Here is a 23,211-nt window from a genome sequence, read left to right on the forward strand (position 1 = left end):
CCGTGAGGTCACAGGCGTGGCCATGGCGAAGCGCCCTGCCCCGCGCACGGCACAGGCGCGCGACGCTGGCCCCGGACGAGGGCGCGTGGCATGACAGGTGGCATGGAGATCTGGATCGTTTTCACCGTGTTCGCGGCGCTGGCGCAGACCTTGCGCTTTGCGCTGCAAAAGGCGCTGGGGGCCACGGGGCTGTCGCCCGGCGGCGCCACCTTTGCGCGCTTTCTGTTTGCCGCCCCCTTGGCAACGGCGGCGGCGCTGGGGCTGGCGCTGCATCTGGGGGTGGTGCCGCCAAGCCCGGGCCTTGGCTTTTATGGCTTTGTGCTGATGGGGGGCGTGGCGCAGATCATTGCAACCGAATTGACGGTGCGGCTGATGGGGATGCGCAGCTTTGCCACCGGCATTGCCTTTACCAAGACCGAGACCTTGCAGGTGGCGCTGGCGGGCGCGCTGATCTTGGGTGAGCGCATTTCGCTGGCCGCAGGGCTGGCCATGGCGGTGGGGGTGTTGGGGCTGATCTTCCTGTCCTTGCCCGCCAACCGCAGCACGGCCTTTGCGGGCAAGCCGGTGGCGATGGGGCTGGCGGCGGGCGGGTTGTTCGCGATGGCGGCGATCAGCTATCGCGGGGCAACGCTGGCGCTGGAGCCTGCGCCCTATCTGCTGCGGGCGCTGATCGCGCTGGCGGTGGCGACGCTGAGCCAATCGGTGATCATGGCGTTGTGGCTGGCGCTGCGCGAGCCGGGGCAGATTGGCCGGGTGTTGCAAGGCTGGCGCAAGACAGGGCCGGTGGGCGTGACGGGGCTTTTGGGCTCTTTGGGCTGGTTCGCGGCGTTTTCGCTTCAGAATGCCGCGTATGTGCGGGCGGTGGGACAGGTGGAGGTGATTTTCACGCTGCTGTTTTCGGTGCTGTATTTCCGCGAGCGCCTTGGCCTGCGCGAGGTCACGGGGGTGCTTTTGGTGTCGGCCTCGGTGGTGATGCTGGTGCTGGCGCTGGGCTGAGCGCGCGCGTTCGAGGGCGCATCCGCCGGCTTGCCTTATCCCCCCCGGGGGGATAGCCTGCGGGCATGACAGAGCCCCATGTGCACCGCAGCCACCCCGCCATTGCCACCCGCCTGCGCCGTGCCGAAGGGCATTTGCGCCGTGTCATCGTCATGATGGAGGAAGGGCGGCCCTGTGTGGATCTGGCAACGCAGTTGCAGGCGGTGGAGCGGGCCGTGGCGGCGGCCAAGCGCGCGTTGATTCATGACCATATCGATCATTGCGTGACCGGTGAGTCGCCGCACGACCTCAATGAGATCAAGGCATTGACGAGGTTGCTGTGATGCTGGAGCCGCTGCGCCATCCGACGTTCCGCTCTCTGTTCGCCGCGCAGATCGTGGCGCTGGTGGGCACCGGATTGGCGACAGTGGCGCTGGGACTGCTGGCGTGGGAGTTGGCGGGAGAGAGCGCCGGGGCGGTGCTGGGCACGGCGCTGGCGATCAAGATGGTGGCCTATGTGGGCCTTGCGCCGGTGGCGGCGGCGATTGCCGAGCGGTTGCCGCGCCGGGCCTTTCTGGTGGGGCTGGACCTGATCCGGGCGGCGGTGATCTTTTGCCTGCCCTTTGTCGATCAGGTCTGGCAGATTTACGTGCTGATTTTCCTGCTCCAGGCGGCCTCGGCCGGGTTCACGCCCGCGTTTCAGGCGGTGATCCCGGATGTGCTGCCCGATGAGGGCGACTATACGCAGGCGCTGTCGCTGTTGCGGTTGGCCGAGGATCTGGAGCAACTGGCCTCGCCCATTCTGGCGGCGCTGCTGCTGACGGTGATCGGCTTTCCGGTGCTGTTTCTGGGCACCGTGCTGGGCTTTGTCGGATCGGCGCTGCTGGTGGCGACGGCGCGGGTGCCGGGACGACAGGCGGGGCAGACCGGGGCGTTCTGGGCAGATGTGACCAAGGGGCTGCGGATCTATCTGGCCACGCCGCGGTTGCGCGGGCTGATGGTGATGGAGCTGGCGGTGGCGGCGGCGGGCGCGATGATCTACGTCAACACGGTGGTGCTGGTGCAGGCGCGGCTGGGGTTGGGAGCGCAGGCGGTGGCGCTGGCCTTTGCCGGCTTTGGGGCCGGGTCGATCGTGGCGGCGGTGCTGCTGCCGCGCCTGTTGCGCCGGGAGGCCGACCGCAGCGTGATGCTGGCGGGGGCGGCGCTGATGGTGGGCGGGGTCGCGCTGGTGCCGCTGATCGGGTCGCTGGCAGGGCTGATGGCGCTGTGGGGGGCGATCGGTTTTGGTTTTGCGCTGACGCAGACGCCGATTGGCCGGATCATCAGCCGCTCGGCGCGCGCGGAAGACCGGGGCGCGGTGTTTGCGGCGCAATTCGCGCTGAGCCATGCCTGCTGGTTGCTGACCTATCCGCTGGCCGGACGGCTGGGGGCGGAGATCGGGCAAAGCGCGGTGGCGCTGGTGCTGGCGGTGCTTGGCGCGGTGGCGCTGCTGGCGGTGGGCTGGATCTGGCCCCGGCGGGAGCCGGGCGCGGTGGCGCATGCGCATCCCGACCTGCCCCCGGATCACCCGCATCTGCGTGACCATGGGGCGGCGCATGCGCATGCCTTTGTGATCGACCGGCTGCACCCGCGCTGGCCGAAGCCGGCCTAGGGCGTGTCGGGGGCTGGCGCGGGAGCTGGGTCGGGGGCCAGACGCTCGGCGATCAGGCCAAGGGGGTGGCGCAGCGCGGTGCCCGCAAAGCGCTGCGACTGGCAGCGGCAGGAAAAACCGGTGGCAACCACCGGATCGGCGCTGTCCAGCGGCGCGCGCCATGACAGATCGAACAGGCGGCGCGAGGTGGTTTGGTGGCGCTTTTGGTGGCCAAAGAGCCCGGCCATGCCGCAGCATCCGGTGGCGGGGGTGGCAAGGGTGAGGCCAAGAGCGGCAAAGACATCGGTCCAATCTTGCGCGCTGTTCGGCTGGGCGGTGGTTTCGGTGCAATGGCCCAGAAGCGTGGCCTGCCCTGTCGCCTGCGGGAAGCGTCGACCGGCGGCCTGTTCGTCGCGCAGGAATTCCTGCGCCATCCGCACCTTTGGCACGGCGATGCCCGCCTTGGCATAGTCTTGCCGCAGCATCATCCCGAAGGCGGGCTCAAAGGCGACCAGCGGCGCGCCGGTGCGGGCGGCGGCGTGCAGAAGGTCGGCCAGATGGCGGGCCATGCGGGTAAAGCCTGCCATGTCGCCCATGCCATGCGCGGCCTTGCCGCCGGGGCGCATGTCAAGAAGGCGAGGCTGGTAGCCCAGCGCGCGGAGGCCTGCCAGCGCATCCTGCGCGGCTTGCGGATCGAAGAGCGCGCTGAACCAGTCTTGCACGAGGATGACGGTGCCTGCGGGCAAAGGCTGGCCAAGGTCAGCGGCGGTGAGCGCCTGCTGCGGGCGGGGCGCGAGGCGGCGCGGCAGATCGGTGGTGCCGGTGAGCGCCTCGCCGATGCGGGCGGCGAGCGGCCAGAGCGGGGCCAGCAGCGGCGCAAGGCGCTGCACGCGCGGGCTGTGACGCTCGGCCATCAGGGTGAGACGGTCGGCCAGAGGGCGGCGGTGGCGGCGGTGGTAATCGGCGTAAAAGGCGCTGCGCATGGAGGGAATGTCCACCTGCACGGGGCAGCTGGAGGCGCAGGCCTTGCAGCCAAGGCAGGTGTCGAGCACGCCACGCAGATCGGCCTCGCGCGTGGCGAGATCGGGCGCGTTGCTGCGGCGGGCGCTGTGCCAAGCGCGCAGGGCATCGGCGCGGCCCTTGGGGCTGTGGCGCACATCGGCGCTGGCCTTGAACGAGGGGCACATGGGCGTGCTGGCGGCATAGCTGAGGCATTGCGCATTGCCGTTGCAGCGGAAGGCAAGGTCGAGCGCATCGTCCTCGGGGGCGTTGAAGGCGCGGAAAGGGGTGGTGGCGATGCCCATGATGCGGTCGCCCGCATCCACCAGCTTGCCGGGGTTGTAGCGCCCGGCGGGATCGAAGGCGGCCTTGACGCCTTGCAGCGCGGCATAGGCTTGCGGGCCGATCCAGTCGCGCAGATAGGCGCCGCGCACGCCCTTGCCATGTTCGCCCCAGAAGATGCCGCCATGGGTGCGGGTGAGGGCGTAGACGGCATCGGAAATGCGCAAGAGGCGCGCGCGGTCGGCTGCGCTGTCGATGTCGAGCGCGGGGCGGATGTGCAGGCAGCCGACATCGACATGGCCATAGAGGCCGAAGCTGACACCCTCGGCGGCGAGAAGGGCGAGGAAGTCATCGACAAAGGCGGGGAGGTTTTCGGGAGGCACCACGGTATCTTCGACAAAGGCGACGGGGCGGGCGCGGCCTTGCACCTTGCCCAGAAGGCCCACGCCCGCCGAGCGCACCGCCCAGAGCGCCCGGATCTCGGCCAGATCGGCGGCGACATAAAGCGCGCCCATGCCGGGGAGGCGGGCTAGGATGGCGTGGCAGTCTTGCACCCGGGCCTCGGCGCTGGCGGGGGTGGCATCGTTGATTTCCACAAAGACATAGGCAAGCCGCGCCCCCTGCCCCGGACGCAGCGCGGCGGGCAGGCGGTTCAGAAGACCGGCCTGCTGTGCCAGATGCTGCACCTGTTCGTCCATCACCTCGATGGCGGTGGGATTGGCGGCCAGAAGCGGCGGCGCCGAGGCGAGCGCGGCCCGCAGGCTGGTGAAGGCGGCGACGATCAGACGCTTTTCCGGCTCGATCCGGGTGAGCTTGACGCGGATGCGCGAGATGAGGCCCAGCGTGCCTTCGGAGCCGGGGAACAGCCGCCACCAGTCGAAGCCACCGTCTTCGGGGCAGGCACGTTCCAGATCATAGCCGGTGAACCGGCGGTTGAGGCGGGGCGTGGCCTGCACGAAGGCGGCACGCCCGGCGCGGGCGGCCTGTTCGGCGGCGGCGAGCATGGGCTGCGCCCAATCCGGGGGCGCATCGCCACTGAACAATAAGCCTTGCGGGCGGGCGATTTCGATGCCGAGCAGGTTGTCGGAGGTTTTGCCATAGACGCGCGAGCCTTTGCCCGAGGCATCGGTGCTGACCATGCCGCCGATGGTGCAGCGGGTGGAAGTGGAGGTTTCGGGCGCGAAGAACCAGCCGCTGTGGCGGATCTGGGCATTGAGATCATCCAGAACCATGCCGGGCTGCACATCGGCCCAGCCTTCGGCGGCGTTGAGGGCGATCAGCCCGGACATATGGCGGCGCGTGTCGACGATCAGCCCGGCATTCAGGCTTTGCCCATTGGTGCCGGTGCCGCCGCCCCGCGCGGTAACGGGCACATCGGCAAAGGCGGGCGTGTCAAGAACCGACAGCAAGGTGACCATATCCTGCGCATCCCGCGGTGCCGCGATCAGATCGGGGGTGATCTGATAAACCGAATTGTCGGTGGACATGGCGGCGCGCAGCGCGGTGTCGGCCTCGAGCGCGCCGCGAAAGCCCGCGGCCTGCAAGGCGGTGACAAGGGCGCTGCGCTTGTCCGCAGACAGAAGGAAAGAGGTCGTCATTTTGCCGGGGCGCTTTCACGAATGTGTTGTGTCACAGGCGATAGTATCATAAATTCAGATGATGATGAAGATTGACACGGAAAATCTGAACATAAACTTTCGCCATCTGCGCGCGCTGCATGCGATCGCGGCGGAAGGGTCGTTCAGCCGTGCGGCAGAGCATCTGGGGGTGGTGCAATCGGCGCTGTCCGAGATGATCCGGCAGCTGGAGGCGCATGTGGGCGCGCCGCTGTTTGACCGGCGGACGCGGCCGCCGACGATCACGCCGCTGGGGCAGGATTTTCTGCGCGACACCGAACCTTTGCTGGAAGGCATGGCCCGCGCGGTGAGCCGCTTGCGGCAAAGCACGGGGCTGGAACAGGGCACGCTGCTGCTGGGCGCGTCGCCTTCGGCGATTTCGGAACTGGTCGCGCCGGTCTTGGCGGATTTCCTGCGCGGGCGGCCCGGTCTGGGCTGCACCTTGCACGATGACATTGCCGAGCGGCTGGCGGGCATGGTTTCGGAAGGACGGCTGGATCTGGCGATTGCCGGGCGCTCGCAACATTCGGCCGATCTGCGGCAGCGGGCGATCTTGCGCGACCCGGTGGGGCTTGCCTGCCCGGCGGATCACGCGTGGGCCGGACGCGCAGCGGTGGGGCTGGAGGAGATCGACGCCGGGAGCCTGATCGGGCTGGACCCGGACACCGGCACGCAGAATCTGCTCGCGGGCTGCGCGGCGGTGCCGCGTGACTTTCTGACGCCGCGACTGGCGGCGCATTCCACCATCGCGCAACTGTGCATGGTGCGGGCGGGGTTGGGCGTGGCCTTGTTGCCGCGCAATGCGGTGACCCTGTTCCGCGACCCGCAGATTGCCTTTGTGAACCTGCGCGGGCTGGATCTGTGGCGGACGCTGTATCTGCTGGAGCCTGCCCGCCGCCCCTTGACCGAAGCCGCGCGCGCCTTTGTGGCGTTGCTGGAAGACCGGGTGCCGATCCTGACCGGCACGCCGGACGCCCCTGACCCCTTGGACACAGGACCGATGCCATGACCCATTCCCCCGCGTTGCCATTCGTCTGCCGCAAGGCGCCTGCCACAGGCTCGGGGGGGATGGTGGTGACGAACCATCCGCTGGGGTCGGCGGCGGGGCATGAGATGCTGGCGGCGGGCGGGAATGCGGTGGATGCGGCGGTGGCGGCGCTGCTGGCGCTGACGGTGGTGGAGCCGATGATGGTGGGCATCGCCGGGGGCGGCATCGCGCATCTGCGCACGGCGGCGGGGGCGCATGAAGTGTATGACTGCCTGTCGCATGCCGGGGCGGCGGCGCGGCCCGACATGTTCCGCCCGGTGTCGGACCGCTTGCCCGATTACATGGAGACGGAAGGGCGGCGCAATCTGGTGGGGGCGGCGGCGGTGGCGGTGCCGGGCAATCTGGCCGGATGGCACGCGATGCAGGCCGCGCATGGGGCGCTGGACTGGGCGGATGTGATAGAGCCCGCGATCCGGCTGGCGGCAGGCGGCTTTCGGGTCACGTCCTATCTGACGGCGAATATCGAACGGCATGCCGATGATCTGGCGCAGGATGCCGGGATGGCGGCGCTGTTCCTGCCCGAGGGGCGCCCTGCCCTGCCCGGGCACCGGATGGTGATGGGGGACTATGCCGAAAGCCTGCGGCTGATCGCGCGCGACGGCGCGGCGGCGCTGCATGGCGGGGCCTTGGGCCGCGCGCTGGTGGACCGGCTGTCAGACGGCGGCACGGTGTCGATGGAGGATTTGCAAGCCTATACCCCCCGGGTGCGGGAGGCGATTTTCAGCACCTATCGCGGGTTCGACATCGTGGGGCCACCGCCCCCGGCCTCGTCCGGGGTGCATGTGGCGCAGATGCTGAACCTGCTGGAAGGGTTCGACCTGCGCGCCATGGCCTTTGACGATCCACGGCGGCTGCACCTGCTGGCCGAGGCGATCCGCATTGCCTTTGAAGACCGCCGCGCGGCCTCGGGCGATCCGGATTTCGTGGATATTCCGGTGGCGCGGTTGATTTCAAAGGCGTTCGGGGTCGCGTGTCGGGCGCGGGTGCGGGAGAGCGGAGGGGCCAAGGCGGTGCCGCCCGCGCAGGAAAGCCAGAACACCACGCATGTGACGGTGGCGGACCGGATGGGGAACATCGTGTCGGCCACCCATACAATCAACTTCCTGTTCGGGGCGCGGATCATGGTGCCGGGCACCGGGATCATTCCGAACAATTACATGTATAATTTTGATCCGCATCCGGGCAAGGCAATGTCGATCCAGCCGGGCAAGCGGGTGCCGACCTCGATGGCGCCGATGATCGTGCTGAAGGACGGCCGGCCGCGCTTTGCGCTGGGGTTGCCGGGGGCCTTGCGCATCTTTCCGTCGGCGATGCAGGCGATCGTGAACCTGATCGACCATGGCATGAGCGCGCAAGAGGCGGTGGAGGCGCCGCGCCTGTGGACGGAAGGCGCGCATCTGGAACTGGAACCGGGCTATGCGCATCAGGCGGACGCGCTGCGCGCGATGGGGCACGAGGTGGTGGTGGTGCCGCATGTGGCCGGGGGGATGAATGCGATCGTGTTTGGCGACACCGGCGAGATGACGGGCGCGGCCTGCTGGCGGGCGGATGGCACGGTCTCGGCGCTGGGCGGCGGTCTGGCCGAGGCGGGGGTGGCCTTTCACATCTGACACAGCGGGGCCCGGGGGGCCCCGCCGCGATGCAAGACGACAGGCGGGCGGTCAGTAGCCCCGCTGGGCATCGGCCACATCGGCGCAGGTGCCGGTTTCGGCAAAGGTGCGCAGGTTGGCCGCGATGATGCGCCCGCCGGTTTCCGCATCGATCTGCGAGGCGACATGGGGGGTGACGGTGACGGCAGGATGCGTCCAGAAGGCATGATCGGCGGGCAGCGGCTCGACATGAAAGACATCGAGCGTGGCTTGCTTGATCTGGCCGCTGTCGAGGGCGGCCAGCAGATCGGCATCCACCAGATGCGGCCCGCGCGCGCAGTTGATGACGCAGGCGCCCTTGGGCAGGCGGGCAAAGAGATCGGCGTTCAGGATGCCTTTGGTCTCGTCCGTCAGCGGCAGGAGGTTCACCACGATGTCACAGCCGGTGAGGAACGCGCTCAGCCCTTCGGCGCCCGAAAAACAGGTGACGCCTTCGATGGTTTTGGGCGATTTCGACCAGCCGCGCGTGGCAAAGCCCAAGCCTGCCAGCGTGCGGGCGGAGGCCGCACCAAGGTTGCCAAGGCCCATCACACCGACGGTGCGGTTGGGGGCGACGGGGACCACGATGGCATGCCAGTCCCGCTCGGCCTGCGCGCGCAACTGGCGCGGCATGTCGCGGTGGTGGCGCAGGACATGCAGCGCCACATATTCGCGCATGCGCTGGGTGAGATCATCCCCGACGGTACGGATGATCGGCACGCCTTGCGGCAAGGCGGTGTCGGCCAGCACATGATCGATCCCTGCCCCGATGGAGACGATGGCCTTGAGGTTGGGAAAGCGCGCGAGATCGCCGCTGCGCGGACGCCAGACCACGGCGACATCGACGGTTTCCGGGCTGTCTTCGGGGTTCAGCGCGACCACCTGCATCTCGGGCAGCAAGGATTGCAGCATGTCGACCCACCATTGGGTCTTGTCTTGGGACGGCAGGTAGATGGCAGCTTTCATATCGGGTCTTTCTTCGGTTCGGGCAGGAGGATGCAATGAATTTCAAACAGCTTGAAGCCTTCTACTGGCTGAGCCAGATTCAGAATTACCGGCAGACGGCCGAGCGGCTGGGCTTGACGCAGCCAGCGGTGTCGGCGCGCATCCAGTCGCTGGAGACGGATCTCGGCAAGGTGCTGATCGACCGCGATGCGCCGGGGTTCCGGCTGACCGATCAGGGCATGGAGGTGGCGGAATTCGCGTTGCAGTTCCTGAACCTGCGCGAAACGATGAATGCCCGTCTGCTGGACAAGCAAAAGCTGCGCCTGTCGCTGGGGCTGGCGGGGATGATCGCGATCACCTGGGGGCCGGTGCTGCGGCAGCGGATGGCGGCCGCGCATCCCGAGATCCTGCTGGACATCTATTCCGGGTCTGACTTGCAGTTGCGCCGGTTTATCGATGCGGGCACGCTGGACCTTGCCTTTACCGCCAGCGGCTCGCGGGTGCCGGGGGCGGACTTCACGACCCGGTTCACCGTGGGCTGGGTGGCGCGGCCCGATGTGATTGCAGGGCGGGCGCTGCCCATGAGCCGGGCGGCGCTGCGGGACCTGCCCTTGGTGCTGTATCCAAAGACTTCGCCGCTGTTCAACCCGGTGGCGGAATACATCGACGAGATGCATTCGCAGCCCGCGCCGCGCCATTACGGCAATGCGCTGGCCACCATTTGCGAGATGGTGCGGCAGGGCTATGGCGCCTCGGCCCTGTCGCTGGCCGCGCTGGAGGCCGATCTGGCGCGCGGCGATCTGGTGGAGATCGCGGTGGCAGAGGCGATTGCGCCTTTGGATGTGGCCTGCACCCATGTGAACCGCGCCCGCCGCACGCAGGTAAACTTGGTGCTGAGCATGGCGCGTGAGGTGTGCGAGCAATGGTGCGCAGAGCATCCGCGATACACGTCCTTTCTGGCACGGCCGGAAGGTTGAGGGGCCGGAAGGATAAGAAGCCGCCGGGCGCGGTGTCTGGCCCGGCGGCGGCGGGGCATCAGTCGTGCAGGCCCTTGGCAACATGGTCGCGCACCAGACCGGCACCGATGGACGCCAGACGCTGGACCAGCGCGGCGCCGGTTTCGGCCGAGCAAAGATGCGGGTCGCAGCCATAGGCGCCGGTTTCGGTGGCCTCCAGCGCCTCGATCGGAACTTGGATCTTGGCACCGTCATAGGTGATGGTGGAGAAGCCCGAGATGGCAAGGCCCTTGACGGTGGTGCCCGTGGGTGCGGGCCGCATCAGATCGGGGCGGAGCAGATCGGGGTAGAAATGCAGGCCCACCGAGGTGAGCGGATCGCCCCCATGGCCCGAGGATTTCGCGGCCTTTTCCTTGCCGATCAGCGCGGGCAATTCGCCATAAGCCACCTGCCAGAGATACATCGACGGCACGAAAAGCCCGGCCTTTTGCCGCCAGCGCAAGGCGACTTCGGTGATGGCGGGGACGTTGCCGCCGTGGCCGTTGACGATCATCAGCTTGCGGATGCCGTGACGGTCAAGGCAGCCAAACATGTCATCGAGCAAGGCCACCAGCGTGGCATTGCTGATCGAGATGCCGCCGTGGCTGGAGTCGAAGTAATCCTTGCCGCCAAAGGGGATGACGGGGGCCACAAAGGTGGGGACACCATCGGCGCGCGCGGCCTTGGCAATTTCCATCGCCATCAGGTCGGCGGCGAGATAATCGCCCATCGGGGCATGGATGCCCTGATCTTCGAGCGAGCCCATGGGCAAAAGCACCACGGCCTTTGCATCCAAATGCTCGCGTGCCTCTTGCGAGGTCAGTTCGGCCATGCGGATCTTGTCGATCATGTCGTGTCTCCCGTGATCTTGGTCTGTGTGTGAGGGATGAAAGAGACGCGGCGCGCCGCTGTCCAATTCAAAGGATTTGAAGGGGGATCGGAAAAATCTTTCTGTAATGTCAGGTGTTTGCGCCAAGGGTGGGGGCTTGGGTCAGGCGAAAGCGGGCCAGCGCGAAGGGGGCGGCATCGACCAGCGGGGCAGCCCCGATGGCGAGTTCGGCGGCCAGTTGCCCCGAGGTGGGGCCGATGCCGAAGCCATGGCCGGAAAAGCCGGTGGCGATGACCAACCCCGGCAGGCCGGGGGCGTGGTCGATGATGGGGACGCCATCGGGGGTGACATCAATGATGCCGCCCCAGCGTTCAGCGACGGGAACGCCCCGGAAGGCGGGGAATGCGGCCGTGACGGCCCGCAGGGCGGCGGAGAGGCTGCGGCTTTGCGGCTTTGGGTCGAGCACGCGCGCCGTTTCGAACGGGGTGCGGCCCTCGGCGGGCCAGCGGCGCGGCGTGGTCAGGCCTTGCCAGAGGCTGTGGTCGAGGGTGAGGGAGAGGTCGCCCAAGTTCTGGCGCAGGCCGGGCAGGAACTGCGGCAACAGGCGGAAGGCATCGGGGGTGATCTGCACCCGGGACCGGCCGCGCAGCGCGATGGTATAGCCACCGTCCAGCCGGGGGCGCAGACCAAAGCGCCCGGTGCCAAGGGTCAGGCGCGGGCCGCCCGCCACCGGCCCGGTGCGCAGGACCGAAGCGCGGATGCGCAGTTGCGGCAGGTTGAGCCCCAAAGCTCCAGCAAAAAGCCGCGACCATGCCCCGGCGGCAAGGATCACCGCATGGGTCAGAATGCGGCCCCGCTCGGTGACGACGGCGCTGACGTGCCCGGTAGAGGTTTCCAGCCCGCGTGCGGCGCAGGCGGTGAAGATCTGGGCACCGTGCTTGCGCGCGCCCTTGGCGATGGCGGCGGTGGCAAGCGCCGGTTCGGCGCGGCCATCATCGGCCGAGAGCACGCCGGAGAGATCGCCCAAAGTTGCGCCGGGGAAGAGGCTGGCCATGTCGGCGGGGCCAAGGCGGCGCAGGTCGATGCCGAAATCGCGCGCGTCTTGCGCCACCGTATCGAGCCAGCGATGCTCGGCCGGGGTGGTGCCGCCGTAGACGATGCCGCTGCGGCGAAAGCCGGTGTCATGCCCGGTGCGGGCGTTCAGCCCGTCCCAGAGCCGAAGGCTGGCGATTCCCAGCGGGTATTCGGCGCGGGCGCGGCCCATGCGGCGGACCCAGCCCCAGTTGCGCCCGGATTGCTCGGCGCCGATGCGGCCCTTTTCGAGGATCACGACGCGGAGGCCTTGTTCGGCGGCCCAGAGGGCTGCAGCGCAGCCGATGATGCCGCCGCCGATCACCACCAGATCGGCCTGCGCTGGCAGGCGGTCATCGGAGGGCACGGGGTCGATGTTTGGGTGCATGTCAGAATCCCGGCTCATAGCGCCAGTTGACCATCAGTTCCGGCACGCTGGCGGTGTTGGGCAGGGTGACGATGTCGGCGACGAGGCGCGCGAGATCGGCGGGATCGGTGATCTCGTGCCGGGGCAGATCGTGGTGCCGGGTGAGATCGGTGGCCACAAAGCCGGGGCAGACGGCACAGGCGCGCAGGCCATGGTCCCAGCCTGCGCGGCGGGTGGCATGGGCCAGCGCAACGGCGGCATGTTTGGTCATCTGGTAGCCTGCATTCAGGCCGAGCACCCGCTTGCCCGAGAGCGAGGCCATCACGATCACCCTGCCCTGCCCCGCGCGGCACAGCGCCGGGAGTGCCGCGCGCGTCAGGCGGAAAGGGGCCTTGACGTTGACCGACAGGAGGCGGTCGAGCATGGCTTCCATCTGGTCATCAGGCTGGGCCGGGTCGGGCATCAGCTCGAGCGGGCCGCCGATGCCCGCGTTGTTCACGAGCGCGTCGATGCGGCCAAACTGCGTTTGGGTGGCGTCGACAAAGGCACGGGCGGCGGCGGGGTCTTCGGCGCTGTAGGGGATCAGGAGCGGATCGAGGGCGCGCAGATCCTCGGGCAGGCTGGCCGTGTCGCGCAGAGCGAGTGCGAGGCGATAGCCGCGCCCGGCGAGCGCGCGGGCGATGGCGGCCCCGATGCCACGGTTGGCGCCCGTGATCATGGCGACCGGGGCGGTCATGCGCCTGCCTTGATGCAGGCGGCCTTCCAGCCGGGGGCGAGCGTGCGAAAGTCGGGCACGGCGGCGGCGCATTGTGGCTCGGCCACCGGGCAGCGGGTGCGGAAAGGGCAGCCCGAGGGCGGGTTGGCGGGGCTGGGGAGTTCGCCCGGCAGCACGCCGTGCAGGCTGTCCTTGTCGCGCGGGTGCAAGGACGGAGTCGCCGACAGGAGGGCGCGGGTGTAGGGATGTGCGGGCGCGCCGAAGACCTTGTCGGCGGGGCCTTCTTCGACGATGCGGCCCAGATACATCACCACGATGCGGGTGCAGAGATGGCGCACCACATGCAGATCATGGCTGATGAAGAGCATCGCCAGATCAAGGTCGCGGCGCAGGTCCATCAGCAGGTTGACGACCTGCGCCTGAATGGAGACATCGAGCGCCGAGACGGGTTCATCGGCCACGATGTAATCGGGCCGGGTGGAGAGCGCGCGGGCCACGGCGATGCGCTGGCGCTGACCGCCCGAGAATTCATGCGGCCGACGCTCGGCGGCGGCGCTGGGCAGGCCAACCTGATCGAGCAGGCGCGCGACCTCGGCCCGGATATCGTGGCGCGGCACGATCTGGTGGATGCGCAGCCCGTCGCCGATCTGGGCGCCGATGGTGCGGCGTGGGTCGAGCGAGCCGAAGGGATCTTGAAACACCATTTGCATCCGGCGCGAAAGGCGGCGCTTTTCAGCCCCTGCGAGGCTGGCCAGATCGCGGCCTTCAAAGAGCATCTGGCCGCGCGTTGGCGTATCGAGGCCCAGCATCATGCGGCCCAAGGTGGATTTGCCGCAGCCGGATTCGCCGACGACGCCCACGGTTTCGCCGCGCGCGATGGAGAGCGAGACATCGCGCACCGCCCAGACATCGCGGGCCCGGCCCAAGAGGCCCTGCCGCTGCGGGAAGTTGCGGCCAAGGCCACGGGCCTGCACCAGAGGGGTGTCGGTGGAGGGCATGTCCAGCATCAGGTCACCTCTTTCCAGCGGATGCAGCGGGTGATGCGCGCCGGATCGGGCCGTTCGGCTCCGGGTGGCGCGGCAGAGCAGGCCGGGAGGGCATGGGCGCAGCGCGGGGCGAAGCGGCAGCCGGGCGGCATGGCATTGGGCGGCGGCACGGTGCCGGGGATGGCCACCAGCCGATCGGCAGCCCCTTCAGGCACCGAGGCGATCAGCGCCGCAGTATAGGGGTGGCGCGGACGGGCAAAGACCTGCGCGACGGGGCCGGATTCCACCACCTCGCCCGCATACATCACCACCACGCGGTCGGCGATTTCGGCGACGACCGCCAGATCATGGGTCACGAAGATCAGGCCCATATCGGGGGTGTCGGATTTCAGCTTCTGGAACAGATGCAGGATCTGGGCCTGAATGGTGGGATCAAGCGCGGTGGTGGGTTCATCGGCGATGAGCAAGCGGGGCGCGTTGGCGACGGCGAGCGCGATCATCGCGCGCTGGCGCTGGCCGCCCGACAATTCATGCGGATAGGCGCGCTGGCGACGTTCAGGATCGGGGATGCCGACGTGGCGGAGAAGATCCACGACGCGGCGCGAGATCTCTTGCGCATCGCCAGTGTCGCGCAGGGCCTCGGCCAGTTGGTCGCCGATGCGGTGCACGGGGTTGAGGGCGGCGGCGGCGTCTTGGAAGACCATGGAGATCTCGGCGCCCCGGAAGCGGCGGAAGCCGTCTTCGTCCAGCTGTGCCAGATCGGTGACGCGGCCATCGCGGCCCCGGAACAAGGCCTGTCCGCGGCTGATGCCCAGTTGATCGGGCAGCAGGCCCATCAGGGCAAGGCTGGTGAGGGTTTTGCCAGAGCCGGATTCGCCGACCAGTGCCACCGTCTCGCCCGAGTGCACGCTGACATCGGCGCGGCGGACGAGTTCAAGGCTGCGCTCGGAGGTGTTGACCGAGATCGCCATGTCGGTGATGGCAAGAAGCGGGCCATCGGTGGCGGCGGGAACGGCGGGCAGAGCGGCACGGCGCGGCCCCTTGCGCAGCCAAAGCGCGCCGCCTGCGGTGACGTTGCGCGGGTCGAGCACCGCTTGGAGGCGGTCGCAGAGCAAGTTGAAGATCAGGATGGTGCCGGCAAGCGCCAGCGAGGGCCACAACAGCAGAAGAGGAGATACCTCCATCGCGCCGCGCGCGGCACGGATCATCAGGCCCCATGAGGGCGTGGGCGGCACCACGCCAAGGCCGAGAAAGCTGAGCCCGCTTTCGATCATCATGGCCGAGGCCACCACCAGCGACATCTGCACCAAAAGCGGCGGCATGACATTGGGCAGGATGGTGCGCCACAGGATGGCAAGCGGATGCGCGCCCATGGCCATCTGCGCGGTGACGAAATCAAGCGCGCGCACTTGCAGGGTGGCGGCATAGACCACACGGGCATAATTGGGCGTGTAGAGCAGCGTGAGCGCCACCATCAGCGGGCCGGTGCCCGCGCCAAGGATGGTGACGACCAGAAGCGCCAGCAGCAGCGGCGGCAGGCAAAGGATCACCTCGGAGGCGCGCACGGTGAGCGCTTCGACCACACCACGGAAATAGCCGCCGAGCAGACCGAGGAGGGTGCCCAGCACCGCCGCCGACAAGGCCGAGCCGACCGCGATAAACAGCGAGGCGCGCCCGCCCCAGATCAGGCGCGCCAGCACATCGCGGCCGAACTCGTCCTGCCCCAGCCAATGCGCGGCCGAGGGTCCGGCAAAGCGGTTGGGCACATCCATGGCGCGCACGTCATGGAGCGGCAGCACCGGGGCCAGCACGATGACCGCGAGGATCAGGCCGATAAGGGTGCCGGGCAGCAGCAGCTTGCGGGTGGTGCGGGTCATGATTTCACCAGCGAGATGCGCGGGTCCAGCAGCGCGTTGACCACATCGACCGCGAGGTTGAGAAACACGAACAGCATGGAGATGACGATGACGATGCCGACCACCTCGGGGTAGTCGCGCGCATCGACGGCCGAGACGAGGTAGCCCGAAAGGCCCGGCCAGTTGAACACGAATTCCACCAGCACGGTGCCGCCGATCAGGGTGCCCATTTCCAGCCCGGTGATGGTGAGCACCGGGATCATGGCGTTGCGCACGACATGGCGGCGCAGGATGGGCGCGCGGGACAGGCCCTTGGCGCGGGCGGTGCGGACGTAATCGCGTTCAAGCACTTCGATCACCGTGGCGCGGGTCATGCGGGTGATGACGGCCCAGAGGCTGATGGCGACCGCCGAGGCGGGCAGGATCAGCAGCTTGAGGTGCTGCACAGGGTCTTCGGAGAAGGAGACAAAGCCCCCGGCGGGCAGCCATTGCAGCTTTTGCGCGAAGATCAGGATGGCGACCGAGCCCACGACGAAGACCGGTGTGGAGAGCGCGATGGAGGACAAGAGCGAGAGCAGGCCATCGGCCTTGCCCCCGGCGCGCACGGCGGCATAGGTGCCCAGCGGCACCCCGAGGAGGGCCGCCAGAAGAGTGGCTGCCCCGATCACTTCCAGCGTTCGGGGCAGGCGCAGGGCGATTTGCTCGGCCACCGGGGCGCCATCGCGGAAGGATGTGCCCAGATCACCAGTAAGAACACCGCCCAGATGGTCGAGATATTGCCGCCAGAGGGGGTCATTCAGCCCCATCCTTTCGCGCAAGGCGGCAACGGCGGCCGGATCGGCGGCCAGACTGCCTTGGCTGAGCAGAAGCTCTGCCGGATCGCCGGGGATCAGGTGCAAGAGAAGGAACACCAGACTGACGACGAGCCAGACGAGGAAGAGCGCCACAAGGCTGCGATAGGCGATATATCTCAACATGCCGGGGGATCAGCCGAAGAAGGTTTCTTCCAGCGTGATGCCGGAATAGAACGTGAGTTGGCCGGGAAGGTTGGCAAAACCGTTGACGTTGGATTTCATCCCATAGCCTTGCGCGCGCCACGCCAGACCGACGATCGGGGCGGTGTCGATGGCCACCTGTTCGAGTTCACGGTAGATCGCCTGACGTTCCGCCGGATCAAAGGCGGCGCGGCCACGGGCGAAAAGCGCGGTGATTTCCGGCGTGGGCATGCCGAAGCTGCGCACGAAATTGTTGGGCAGGCTGCCATCGACAACACTGACCAGACCATCGGGGTCGTTGTTGTCGGCGGTGGTGCCCATGATGGCCAAGTCATATTGGCCTTCGTTGCCCTTTTGCACGCGGCTGGACCATTCGGGCAAATCGAGGGTGACGTTGATGCCGATCATCGAAAGATAGGCTTGGCAGACTTCGGCGGTGGATTGATGCATGCCATATTGCGCGGTGGAGAGCATGGTGCAGTCAAACCCGTCGGGATAGCCCGCCTCGGCCAGCAGGGCCTTGGCCTTTTCGGGATCGTAATTCCAAGCGTTGGCGAATTCGGCGTTGTAGAATTCCGAGCCTTCGGCGATCGGCAGATGTTCAAGCGCCCCGCCCCGCCCGAAAAAGGCGGCGGCGACGATGTCGGCGCGGTTGATCGCATGGGCTGCGGCGCGGCGCACCAGCGGATTGTCGAAGGGCGCGCGGCTGCCGTTGAAGGTGAGATACATGAAGGGGCCATCCACCACATCGAGCTTCAGCGCGCTGTCGGTCTCGACCTGATCCATCGCCTGCCATGGCACATATTCGGCAAGGTCCACATCGCCCGCCTGAAGTGCGGCCACGCGCAGGTTTTCATCGGCATAGACGATGGCCTGAATGCCCGCGAGCTTGGGCAGGCCTTCCTTGTAGTAGCCGTCAAACGCCTTGAGGCTGAGCGACACGCCCCGGTCGATGGCATCGAGCATGAAGGGGCCAGCGCCGATCTGGGTGTCTTTGGGCTCGCCCTTTTTCAGGATGGGCATGTGGTAATGCGCGAACCAGCCGGGCAGCACGGCGAGCGGTTCTTCGGTGACCATGCGCACGGTGCGGGCATCCGGCGTTTCGACGGCGGTGATCATGGCAAGCTGGCCTTGGCGGAAGGCGGCGTTGTCGGGGTTGGCGACCTCGGCGATGGTCCATGCCACGTCTTCGGCGGTGACGGGCGAGCCATCGTGCCACTTGGCCTCGCGCAGCTTGAACACCCATGCGCCCTCGGCATCGGTTTCCCAGCTTTCGGCGAGTTCGCCGCGCAACATGCCATCGGGGCCATAGCTGAGCAGGCCGCGGTGCATCAGAAGCTTGATGGTGCCTGCGGCCGTGCCGGTGGAGGTCCAGGCCTCGAAGTTGGGCGGGAAGGCCGAAAGGGCGAAGCGCAGGGTGCCGCCCTCTTGCGCGAGGGCCGCGCGGGTGCCCAGAAAGCCCAAGCCCCCGGCCGCGAGGGAGGTTGCGAGGAAGTGCCGGCGGTTCAATCCATTGGTCATCGTGTAACTCCTTGCTGAATGTGCGAGCTCTTGAGCGGCCCTTGGGTTGGGTGAGGTCGGTCTGTTATTGTGCGGCGATCTCCAGCGCGGCGCGGTCTGCTTCGGGCGTGCCGTAGCCGCCGCCGCCGGGGGTGATGACTTCGAGCCATTCGCCCGCGCGCAAGAGGCCTTGGCCCCGGTCGAAGGCGGGGGTTTCGGGGCTGGTGGCAAAGCTGCCGTGGCCCCCTGCCCCGCCCCCGTCGAGCCCCCAAGAGCGCGAGAGGTTGCGCGAGATGTCGACGCGCACCATGCAATCTTCGGTGGCTCGGTAGACGCGGCGCAGGCCCATGCCGCCCCGGTGGCGGCCCGCGCCCGCCGAACCATCGACAAGTTCATAGCGTTCGAGGATCAGCGGATATTCGACTTCCAGCGCCTCGACGGGCAGGTTGGAGGTGTTGGTGGCATGCACATGGATGCCGTCAAGGCCTTGGGCATCGGGACGCGCGCCACCGCCGCCGCCGATGGTTTCCAGATAGACCCAATAGCTGCCCTTGAGCGGGCCGTCCTGCCGGGTGCCCGAGAAGAGCGCTACTGTGCAGGTGGAATTGGTGCAGGCCGAAACCCGCTGTGGGGCAGCCTGCGCCAGCGCGCCGAGGATCAGGTCGGCCACCCGCTGACAGGTTTGCACGCGGCCATTGACAGCTGCCGGATGGCTGCAATTGAGGATGGAGCCTTCGGGCGCGCGCACGGTGATGGGGCGGGCAAGCCCGGCATTGGGCAGCACCGTGGGGTCGACCACCGATTTCACGATGTAATAGACGGTGGCCAGAAGGGCGGTGCGGGTCATGTTGATGCCCGCGCGGACCTGAGGCGGGGCTTCAAAAGACAGGTCGATCTGATCGCCCGCGATGGTGACGGTGACGGCCAGCGGGATGGGCGCGTCAAAATCGAGATTGTCGAACACATCCTCGAAGCGCCATTGGCCATCGGGCAGCGCCGCGATGCCCGCGCGCATCTTGCGCTCGGCATAATCGAGGAGTTCGCGGCCCGAGGCGAGCACGGTCTCGACGCCATAGCGGGCGCAGAGATCCTGAAAGCGCTGCACGCCCACGCGGTTGGCGGCCATCTGGGCGCGCAGGTCAGACAGACGTTCGCGCGGCACTTGGCAATTGAGCAGGATCAGATCCTGCACATCGGTTTGCAATTGCCCGGCGCGGTAGAGTCGGATGGGCGGAATCCGCAAGCCTTCCTGATAGATATGCGCATGCGCCCGGTCGACGAAATCGGAATGATGCGCGAGGTTCACCGTCCATGCGGAGAGGGTGTCGTTCACGAAGATCGGCTCGGCCAGCACGATATCGGGCAGATGGGTGCCGCCGCCGCGATAGGCATCATTGCCGATGAAGACATCGCCGGGCTGGATGCCGCTGGCATCGTGCCCGGCCAGCACCATCGGGATGAAATCGAGAAAGCTGCCCAGATGCACCGGAATGTGCTCGGCTTGGCACAGGGTGCGGCCTTCCCGGTCGAAGAGGGCGGTCGAGCAGTCGCGCCGCTCTTTGATGTTGGTGGAATAGGAAGCGCGCACCAGCGCCTCGCCGGTTTCCTCGACAATCGAGGAAAGCGCGGCGCCGATGACTTCGACGGTGATCGGATCGAGGGGGGAAGGCGTTGTCATTTCGGCACCTCGAGGATCAGGTTGTCGATTTCATCGACCCGCACGGTGACTCCGGGAGGGACGAGGGTGGTGGTGTCCATCTGCTCGACAATCGCGGGGCCTGCGAAAGCCATGCCGGGGGCGAGCCTTTCGCGCGAGATCAGCGTGGTTTCGGTGAAGGCGCGGGTTTCGGGGAACCAGACCGGGCGGGTGCCGGTGATGGCAGCGCTGGCATCCGCAGGGCCAAGAGCGCGGCGCGGCAATTGGGCCTTTTGCACCAGACCCAGCGCTTCGGCGCGGAAAGTGACACAGAAGATGCGTTCGTCATTCACCGCGAAACCATAAAGGCGCTTATGGGCCTCGGTGAAGCCCTCGCGCAGGGTGGCGAGGGTGGCTTCGGTGATCGGGCCATCGGGGACCGGGATCGAGAGTTCGTAGTTTTGTCCTTCGTAGCGCATGTCGATCTTGCGCAGCGCACGGCGGCTTTCAGGGGCGATGGCTTCGGCGGTGAACCATGCTTCGGCCTCACGCGCGACCTGCGCGGCGGCGGCGGCGATGGCGGGCAGATCAGCCGCATCCAGCGGCACCAGCCGCGTGGTGGCGAAATCGGCGCGCAGATCGGTGAGCAAAAGGCCCATGGCGCATAAGATGCCGGGGTTGCGGGGCACGATCACGCGGGTCATGCCCAGTTCCTGCGCCAGACGCACGGCATGCAAGGGGCCTGCGCCGCCAAAGGCCATCAGCGCATAGGCGCGCGGATCGTGGCCGCGCTGGACCGAGATCACACGGATCGCCTTGGCCATATTGGCGGTGACCACCGAGATGATGCCTTGGGCGGTGTCCATCACCTCCATCCCGAGGGTGTCGGCCATGCGGGTGATGGCGGCGACGGCCAGATCGCGGCGCACCGCCATCCGGCCTGCGAGCAGATGGGTGGGGTTGAGCACCTGAAGCACGATATTGGCGTCGGTCACGGTGGGGTCGGTGGCGCCGCGGCCGTAGCAGACGGGGCCGGGATCGGCGCCCGCGCTTTCGGGGCCGACCTTGAGCAAGCCGCCGGAATCGATCGAGGCGATGGAGCCGCCGCCTGCGCCGACGGTGTGGATGTCGAGCATCGGCGCCTTGATCGGGTAGCCGTGCACGGTGCTTTCATGGGTGCGCGCGGTTTGCCCGCCCGCCATCAGCGCGACATCCGAGGAGGTGCCGCCCATATCGAAGGTGATGATGTCGGCAAATCCGGCCTGCGCGCCGATGGCTTGCGCCGCCACCACGCCGGTGGACGGGCCCGAGAGCACCGCGCGCACCGGGGTTTCGGCGGCGGTTTCAAAGCGCACGACCCCGCCGTTGGACTGGGTGAGATGCGGCGCGACGGGCAGGCCCAGCGCGTGCAGGCGCGGCGTCAGGCGGCTGATGTAGCGGTGCATGATCGGGCCAAGGTAGGCGTTCACGGTGGCGGTGGACAGCCGTTCGAATTCGCGGAATTCGGGGGCGATCTGGTGACTGGCACAGAGAAAGACACCGGGCAATTCCTCGGCAAGGATGCGGCAGGCGGCCTGTTCATGGGCGGGGTTGATGAAGGAATAGAGAAAGCACACGGCGACCGCGCCCACCCCGGCCTCACGCAGGGCCTGCCCGGCCTGGCGCACGGCGGCTTCGTCCAGCGGCAGGGAGACCGCGCCGCTGTGCAGCATCCGCTCGGCCACCTCGAACCGCAGATCGCGCGGCACCAGAATGGGCGGTTTGCTGGCAAACAGGTCGTAAAGATCGGGGCGTTTCTGGCGGCCGATTTCCAGCAGATCGCGGAAGCCCGCGGTGGTGACAAGACCCACCTTGGCGCCGCGATGGGTGATCAGCGCATTGGTGGCGACGGTGGTGCCATGGCCAAGGTAAGAGATCGCCGCCGCCGGCCCCTCTTGCGCGCCAGCGCAGGTGCGCATCCCCTCCTCCACGCCCTGTGCGATGCCGCGGGATGGGTCGTCGGGGGTGGAGGAGACCTTCCAGACCGCGATGGCGCCGGAGGTTTCGTCAAAGAGGCAGACATCCGTGAAGGTGCCGCCGGAATCCACCCCCACCCGCCAGCGGCCAGAAGGATCGAACTTTGGGGCGCCATCCATCATGGTCAACGAGTCCTCTTGCTGTCTACTTCATGTATACAATACAAAGATGGTCCAAGCGTAAAGATTTTTTTTGACGCCGCGCGCAAGACAGCCGATTCAGAGGCAAGAGGAACGCCATGACCACACAAGACGACACCCGCCCTGCCGCCTCTGCCCGGGAACGCGCCTATCAGGCGGTGCGGGCAGGCATTCTGAACCGCGACTTTGCGCCCGGCCAGTTTATCGAGGAGGCGCAGGCCTGCGAATTGGCGGGGGTTTCGCGCTCGCCGGTGCGCGAGGCGCTGAACCGGCTGGCGGCGGAGGGGTTTTTGGAGTTGCATGCGCGGCGCGGGGCTTTGGTCAAGCCGCTGTCGGCCACGGAAATGCATGATCTGTTCGAGGTGCGGTTGATGGTCGAAAGCCATGCCGTGGCGCGGATCTGCCGGGAGCGGCGCACCGTGCCCGAGGAGATGGCCGAGATTTGCGCGCGGCACGAGGCTGTGTCGCCCAAGGATCTGCTGGCCTGCGCGGAGTTGAACCGGCAATTCCATCAGGCGCTGGTGAAGGCCTCGGGGAATGTGGTGTTGTTGCAGGTGTTTGACAGCCTTGAGGCCAACCTGACGCGGATTTCCATGCTGTCCTTGCAACTGGGTCTGGGCAAGACCGACAAGATCGAGCGCGAACACCGCGCCTTGATCGAGGCGCTGCGGCACCATGACGAGGCGGCGGCGCTGGCCTTGCTGGAAGCGCATCTGCAACCCCTGCCCCGCAAGAGCGAGGCGCTGGTCGGCTAGGCCGTGCGACGGGAGGGCATGGGGGCGGCGCATCTGGGGCTTTCGGTCCTGCGGGCAGCGATGGCGGGTGTGTCCCCATCCGACACCGGGGGGGAGGGACGCGTCCAATCCAAAACTTTTGTGACGGGGAAGAATTTTCTTATGGCGCGGCCTTGGGCTGCGCAAAAACCGCCTGCCGCAGATTGCGCCGCGCGAGAGCGCAGACTGCCGCCCCGCGGTGCGGGCCT

General features: G+C 67.6%; 18 protein-coding genes. 7 read left to right on the plus strand and 11 right to left on the minus strand.

Features of this window, described 5'->3' with window-relative positions; genetic code table 11:
- Positions 1-90 precede the first annotated feature (90 nt).
- The 3 genes from CUR21_RS12325 (at position 91) to CUR21_RS12335 (ending at position 2,626) form a co-directional block, all read left to right on the plus strand.
- Positions 91-996 carry a DMT family transporter gene (locus CUR21_RS12325; protein WP_232622774.1) on the plus strand — a complete coding sequence of 302 codons (906 nt, stop codon included), beginning with the start codon at positions 91-93 and terminating at the stop codon, positions 994-996.
- Positions 997-1,061: 65 nt separating this feature from the next.
- Positions 1,062-1,319, plus strand: a complete 258-nt coding sequence (locus CUR21_RS12330; RefSeq protein WP_100197306.1) for a metal-sensing transcriptional repressor — start codon at positions 1,062-1,064, stop codon at positions 1,317-1,319.
- Complete coding sequence (locus tag CUR21_RS12335) at positions 1,319-2,626, plus strand: MFS transporter (protein WP_100197307.1); 1,308 nt, start codon at positions 1,319-1,321, stop codon at positions 2,624-2,626. Before CUR21_RS12330 ends, CUR21_RS12335 begins: the two co-directional genes overlap by 1 nt.
- Here the strand turns inward: CUR21_RS12335 and CUR21_RS12340 are convergent.
- On the minus strand, positions 2,623-5,484 hold the full coding sequence (locus CUR21_RS12340) for an FAD-binding and (Fe-S)-binding domain-containing protein (RefSeq protein ID WP_100197308.1): 2,862 nt from the start codon (positions 5,482-5,484) through the stop codon (positions 2,623-2,625). The two genes, CUR21_RS12335 and CUR21_RS12340, sit on opposite strands and share 4 nt — an antisense overlap.
- Positions 5,485-5,542: 58 nt before the next feature.
- Between CUR21_RS12340 and CUR21_RS12345 the strand changes: the two genes are divergently transcribed.
- Positions 5,543-6,511 carry a LysR family transcriptional regulator gene (locus CUR21_RS12345; RefSeq protein ID WP_232622775.1) on the plus strand — a complete coding sequence of 323 codons (969 nt, stop codon included), beginning with the start codon at positions 5,543-5,545 and terminating at the stop codon, positions 6,509-6,511.
- Positions 6,508-8,160 carry a gamma-glutamyltransferase gene (ggt, locus tag CUR21_RS12350; protein ID WP_100197309.1) on the plus strand — a complete coding sequence of 551 codons (1,653 nt, stop codon included), beginning with the start codon at positions 6,508-6,510 and terminating at the stop codon, positions 8,158-8,160. The genes CUR21_RS12345 and ggt overlap by 4 nt, the downstream gene beginning before the upstream one ends.
- 51 nt (positions 8,161-8,211) lie before the next feature.
- Here the strand turns inward: ggt and CUR21_RS12355 are convergent, their stop codons facing one another.
- On the minus strand, positions 8,212-9,144 hold the full coding sequence (locus CUR21_RS12355; RefSeq protein ID WP_100197310.1) for a glyoxylate/hydroxypyruvate reductase A: 933 nt from the start codon (positions 9,142-9,144) through the stop codon (positions 8,212-8,214).
- A 35-nt stretch (positions 9,145-9,179) separates the two neighbouring features.
- Here CUR21_RS12355 and CUR21_RS12360 point away from each other — a divergent pair, with 35 nt between their 5' ends.
- Entirely contained in the window at positions 9,180-10,100 is a 921-nt protein-coding gene (locus CUR21_RS12360) for a LysR family transcriptional regulator (RefSeq protein WP_100197311.1), read from the plus strand.
- A gap of 58 nt (positions 10,101-10,158) precedes the next feature.
- Here the strand turns inward: CUR21_RS12360 and CUR21_RS12365 are convergent, their stop codons facing one another.
- From CUR21_RS12365 to CUR21_RS12405, 9 genes are all read right to left on the minus strand, one after another.
- Positions 10,159-10,968 (minus strand): creatininase family protein, encoded by an 810-nt coding sequence (locus CUR21_RS12365; protein WP_100197312.1) that lies wholly within the window; start codon positions 10,966-10,968, stop codon positions 10,159-10,161.
- A gap of 109 nt (positions 10,969-11,077) precedes the next feature.
- On the minus strand, positions 11,078-12,406 hold the full coding sequence (locus tag CUR21_RS12370) for an FAD-binding oxidoreductase (protein WP_100197313.1): 1,329 nt from the start codon (positions 12,404-12,406) through the stop codon (positions 11,078-11,080).
- A 1-nt stretch (position 12,407) separates the two neighbouring features.
- A complete protein-coding gene (locus tag CUR21_RS12375) occupies positions 12,408-13,121 on the minus strand; it encodes an SDR family NAD(P)-dependent oxidoreductase (protein ID WP_100197314.1) in 714 nt (237 codons plus the stop codon).
- Positions 13,118-14,107, minus strand: coding sequence for an ABC transporter ATP-binding protein (locus CUR21_RS12380; RefSeq protein ID WP_157792005.1), 990 nt, complete (start codon positions 14,105-14,107; stop codon positions 13,118-13,120). The genes CUR21_RS12375 and CUR21_RS12380 overlap by 4 nt, the downstream gene beginning before the upstream one ends.
- Positions 14,107-15,963: a dipeptide/oligopeptide/nickel ABC transporter permease/ATP-binding protein gene (locus CUR21_RS12385; protein ID WP_100197315.1), complete on the minus strand. Its 1,857-nt coding sequence runs from the start codon at positions 15,961-15,963 to the stop codon at positions 14,107-14,109. Before CUR21_RS12385 ends, CUR21_RS12380 begins: the two co-directional genes overlap by 1 nt.
- Complete coding sequence (locus tag CUR21_RS12390; RefSeq protein ID WP_100197316.1) at positions 15,960-16,919, minus strand: ABC transporter permease; 960 nt, start codon at positions 16,917-16,919, stop codon at positions 15,960-15,962. The genes CUR21_RS12385 and CUR21_RS12390 overlap by 4 nt, the downstream gene beginning before the upstream one ends.
- Positions 16,920-16,928: 9 nt before the next feature.
- Positions 16,929-18,458, minus strand: a complete 1,530-nt coding sequence (locus tag CUR21_RS12395) for an ABC transporter substrate-binding protein (protein ID WP_100197317.1) — start codon at positions 18,456-18,458, stop codon at positions 16,929-16,931.
- Between the two features lie 64 nt (positions 18,459-18,522).
- Positions 18,523-20,115 (minus strand): hydantoinase B/oxoprolinase family protein, encoded by a 1,593-nt coding sequence (locus CUR21_RS12400; protein ID WP_100197318.1) that lies wholly within the window; start codon positions 20,113-20,115, stop codon positions 18,523-18,525.
- Complete coding sequence (locus CUR21_RS12405; protein ID WP_100197319.1) at positions 20,112-22,211, minus strand: hydantoinase/oxoprolinase family protein; 2,100 nt, start codon at positions 22,209-22,211, stop codon at positions 20,112-20,114. The genes CUR21_RS12400 and CUR21_RS12405 overlap by 4 nt, the downstream gene beginning before the upstream one ends.
- Positions 22,212-22,327: 116 nt before the next feature.
- Between CUR21_RS12405 and CUR21_RS12410 the strand changes: the two genes are divergently transcribed.
- Positions 22,328-22,984: a GntR family transcriptional regulator gene (locus CUR21_RS12410; protein ID WP_100197320.1), complete on the plus strand. Its 657-nt coding sequence runs from the start codon at positions 22,328-22,330 to the stop codon at positions 22,982-22,984.
- Positions 22,985-23,211: the final 227 nt, after the last annotated feature.

Source organism: Pseudorhodobacter sp. MZDSW-24AT (assembly GCF_002794355.1).
GTDB lineage: Bacteria > Pseudomonadota > Alphaproteobacteria > Rhodobacterales > Rhodobacteraceae > Pseudotabrizicola.

Coding starts and splice junctions, on each gene's coding strand:
- CUR21_RS12370 (WP_100197313.1), bottom strand. CDS start 12,406: ATGCACCCAAACATCGACCCCGTGCCCTCCGATGACCGCCTGCCAGCG.
- CUR21_RS12385 (WP_100197315.1), bottom strand. CDS start 15,963: ATGACCCGCACCACCCGCAAGCTGCTGCTGCCCGGCACCCTTATCGGC.
- CUR21_RS12365 (WP_100197312.1), bottom strand. CDS start 10,968: ATGATCGACAAGATCCGCATGGCCGAACTGACCTCGCAAGAGGCACGC.
- ggt (WP_100197309.1), top strand. CDS start 6,508: ATGACCCATTCCCCCGCGTTGCCATTCGTCTGCCGCAAGGCGCCTGCC.
- CUR21_RS12410 (WP_100197320.1), top strand. CDS start 22,328: ATGACCACACAAGACGACACCCGCCCTGCCGCCTCTGCCCGGGAACGC.
- CUR21_RS12340 (WP_100197308.1), bottom strand. CDS start 5,484: ATGACGACCTCTTTCCTTCTGTCTGCGGACAAGCGCAGCGCCCTTGTC.
- CUR21_RS12390 (WP_100197316.1), bottom strand. CDS start 16,919: ATGTTGAGATATATCGCCTATCGCAGCCTTGTGGCGCTCTTCCTCGTC.
- CUR21_RS12335 (WP_100197307.1), top strand. CDS start 1,319: ATGCTGGAGCCGCTGCGCCATCCGACGTTCCGCTCTCTGTTCGCCGCG.
- CUR21_RS12375 (WP_100197314.1), bottom strand. CDS start 13,121: ATGACCGCCCCGGTCGCCATGATCACGGGCGCCAACCGTGGCATCGGG.
- CUR21_RS12360 (WP_100197311.1), top strand. CDS start 9,180: ATGAATTTCAAACAGCTTGAAGCCTTCTACTGGCTGAGCCAGATTCAG.
- CUR21_RS12400 (WP_100197318.1), bottom strand. CDS start 20,115: ATGACAACGCCTTCCCCCCTCGATCCGATCACCGTCGAAGTCATCGGC.
- CUR21_RS12325 (WP_232622774.1), top strand. CDS start 91: ATGACAGGTGGCATGGAGATCTGGATCGTTTTCACCGTGTTCGCGGCG.
- CUR21_RS12330 (WP_100197306.1), top strand. CDS start 1,062: ATGACAGAGCCCCATGTGCACCGCAGCCACCCCGCCATTGCCACCCGC.
- CUR21_RS12380 (WP_157792005.1), bottom strand. CDS start 14,107: ATGCTGGACATGCCCTCCACCGACACCCCTCTGGTGCAGGCCCGTGGC.
- CUR21_RS12405 (WP_100197319.1), bottom strand. CDS start 22,211: ATGATGGATGGCGCCCCAAAGTTCGATCCTTCTGGCCGCTGGCGGGTG.
- CUR21_RS12355 (WP_100197310.1), bottom strand. CDS start 9,144: ATGAAAGCTGCCATCTACCTGCCGTCCCAAGACAAGACCCAATGGTGG.
- CUR21_RS12395 (WP_100197317.1), bottom strand. CDS start 18,458: ATGACCAATGGATTGAACCGCCGGCACTTCCTCGCAACCTCCCTCGCG.
- CUR21_RS12345 (WP_232622775.1), top strand. CDS start 5,543: ATGATGATGAAGATTGACACGGAAAATCTGAACATAAACTTTCGCCAT.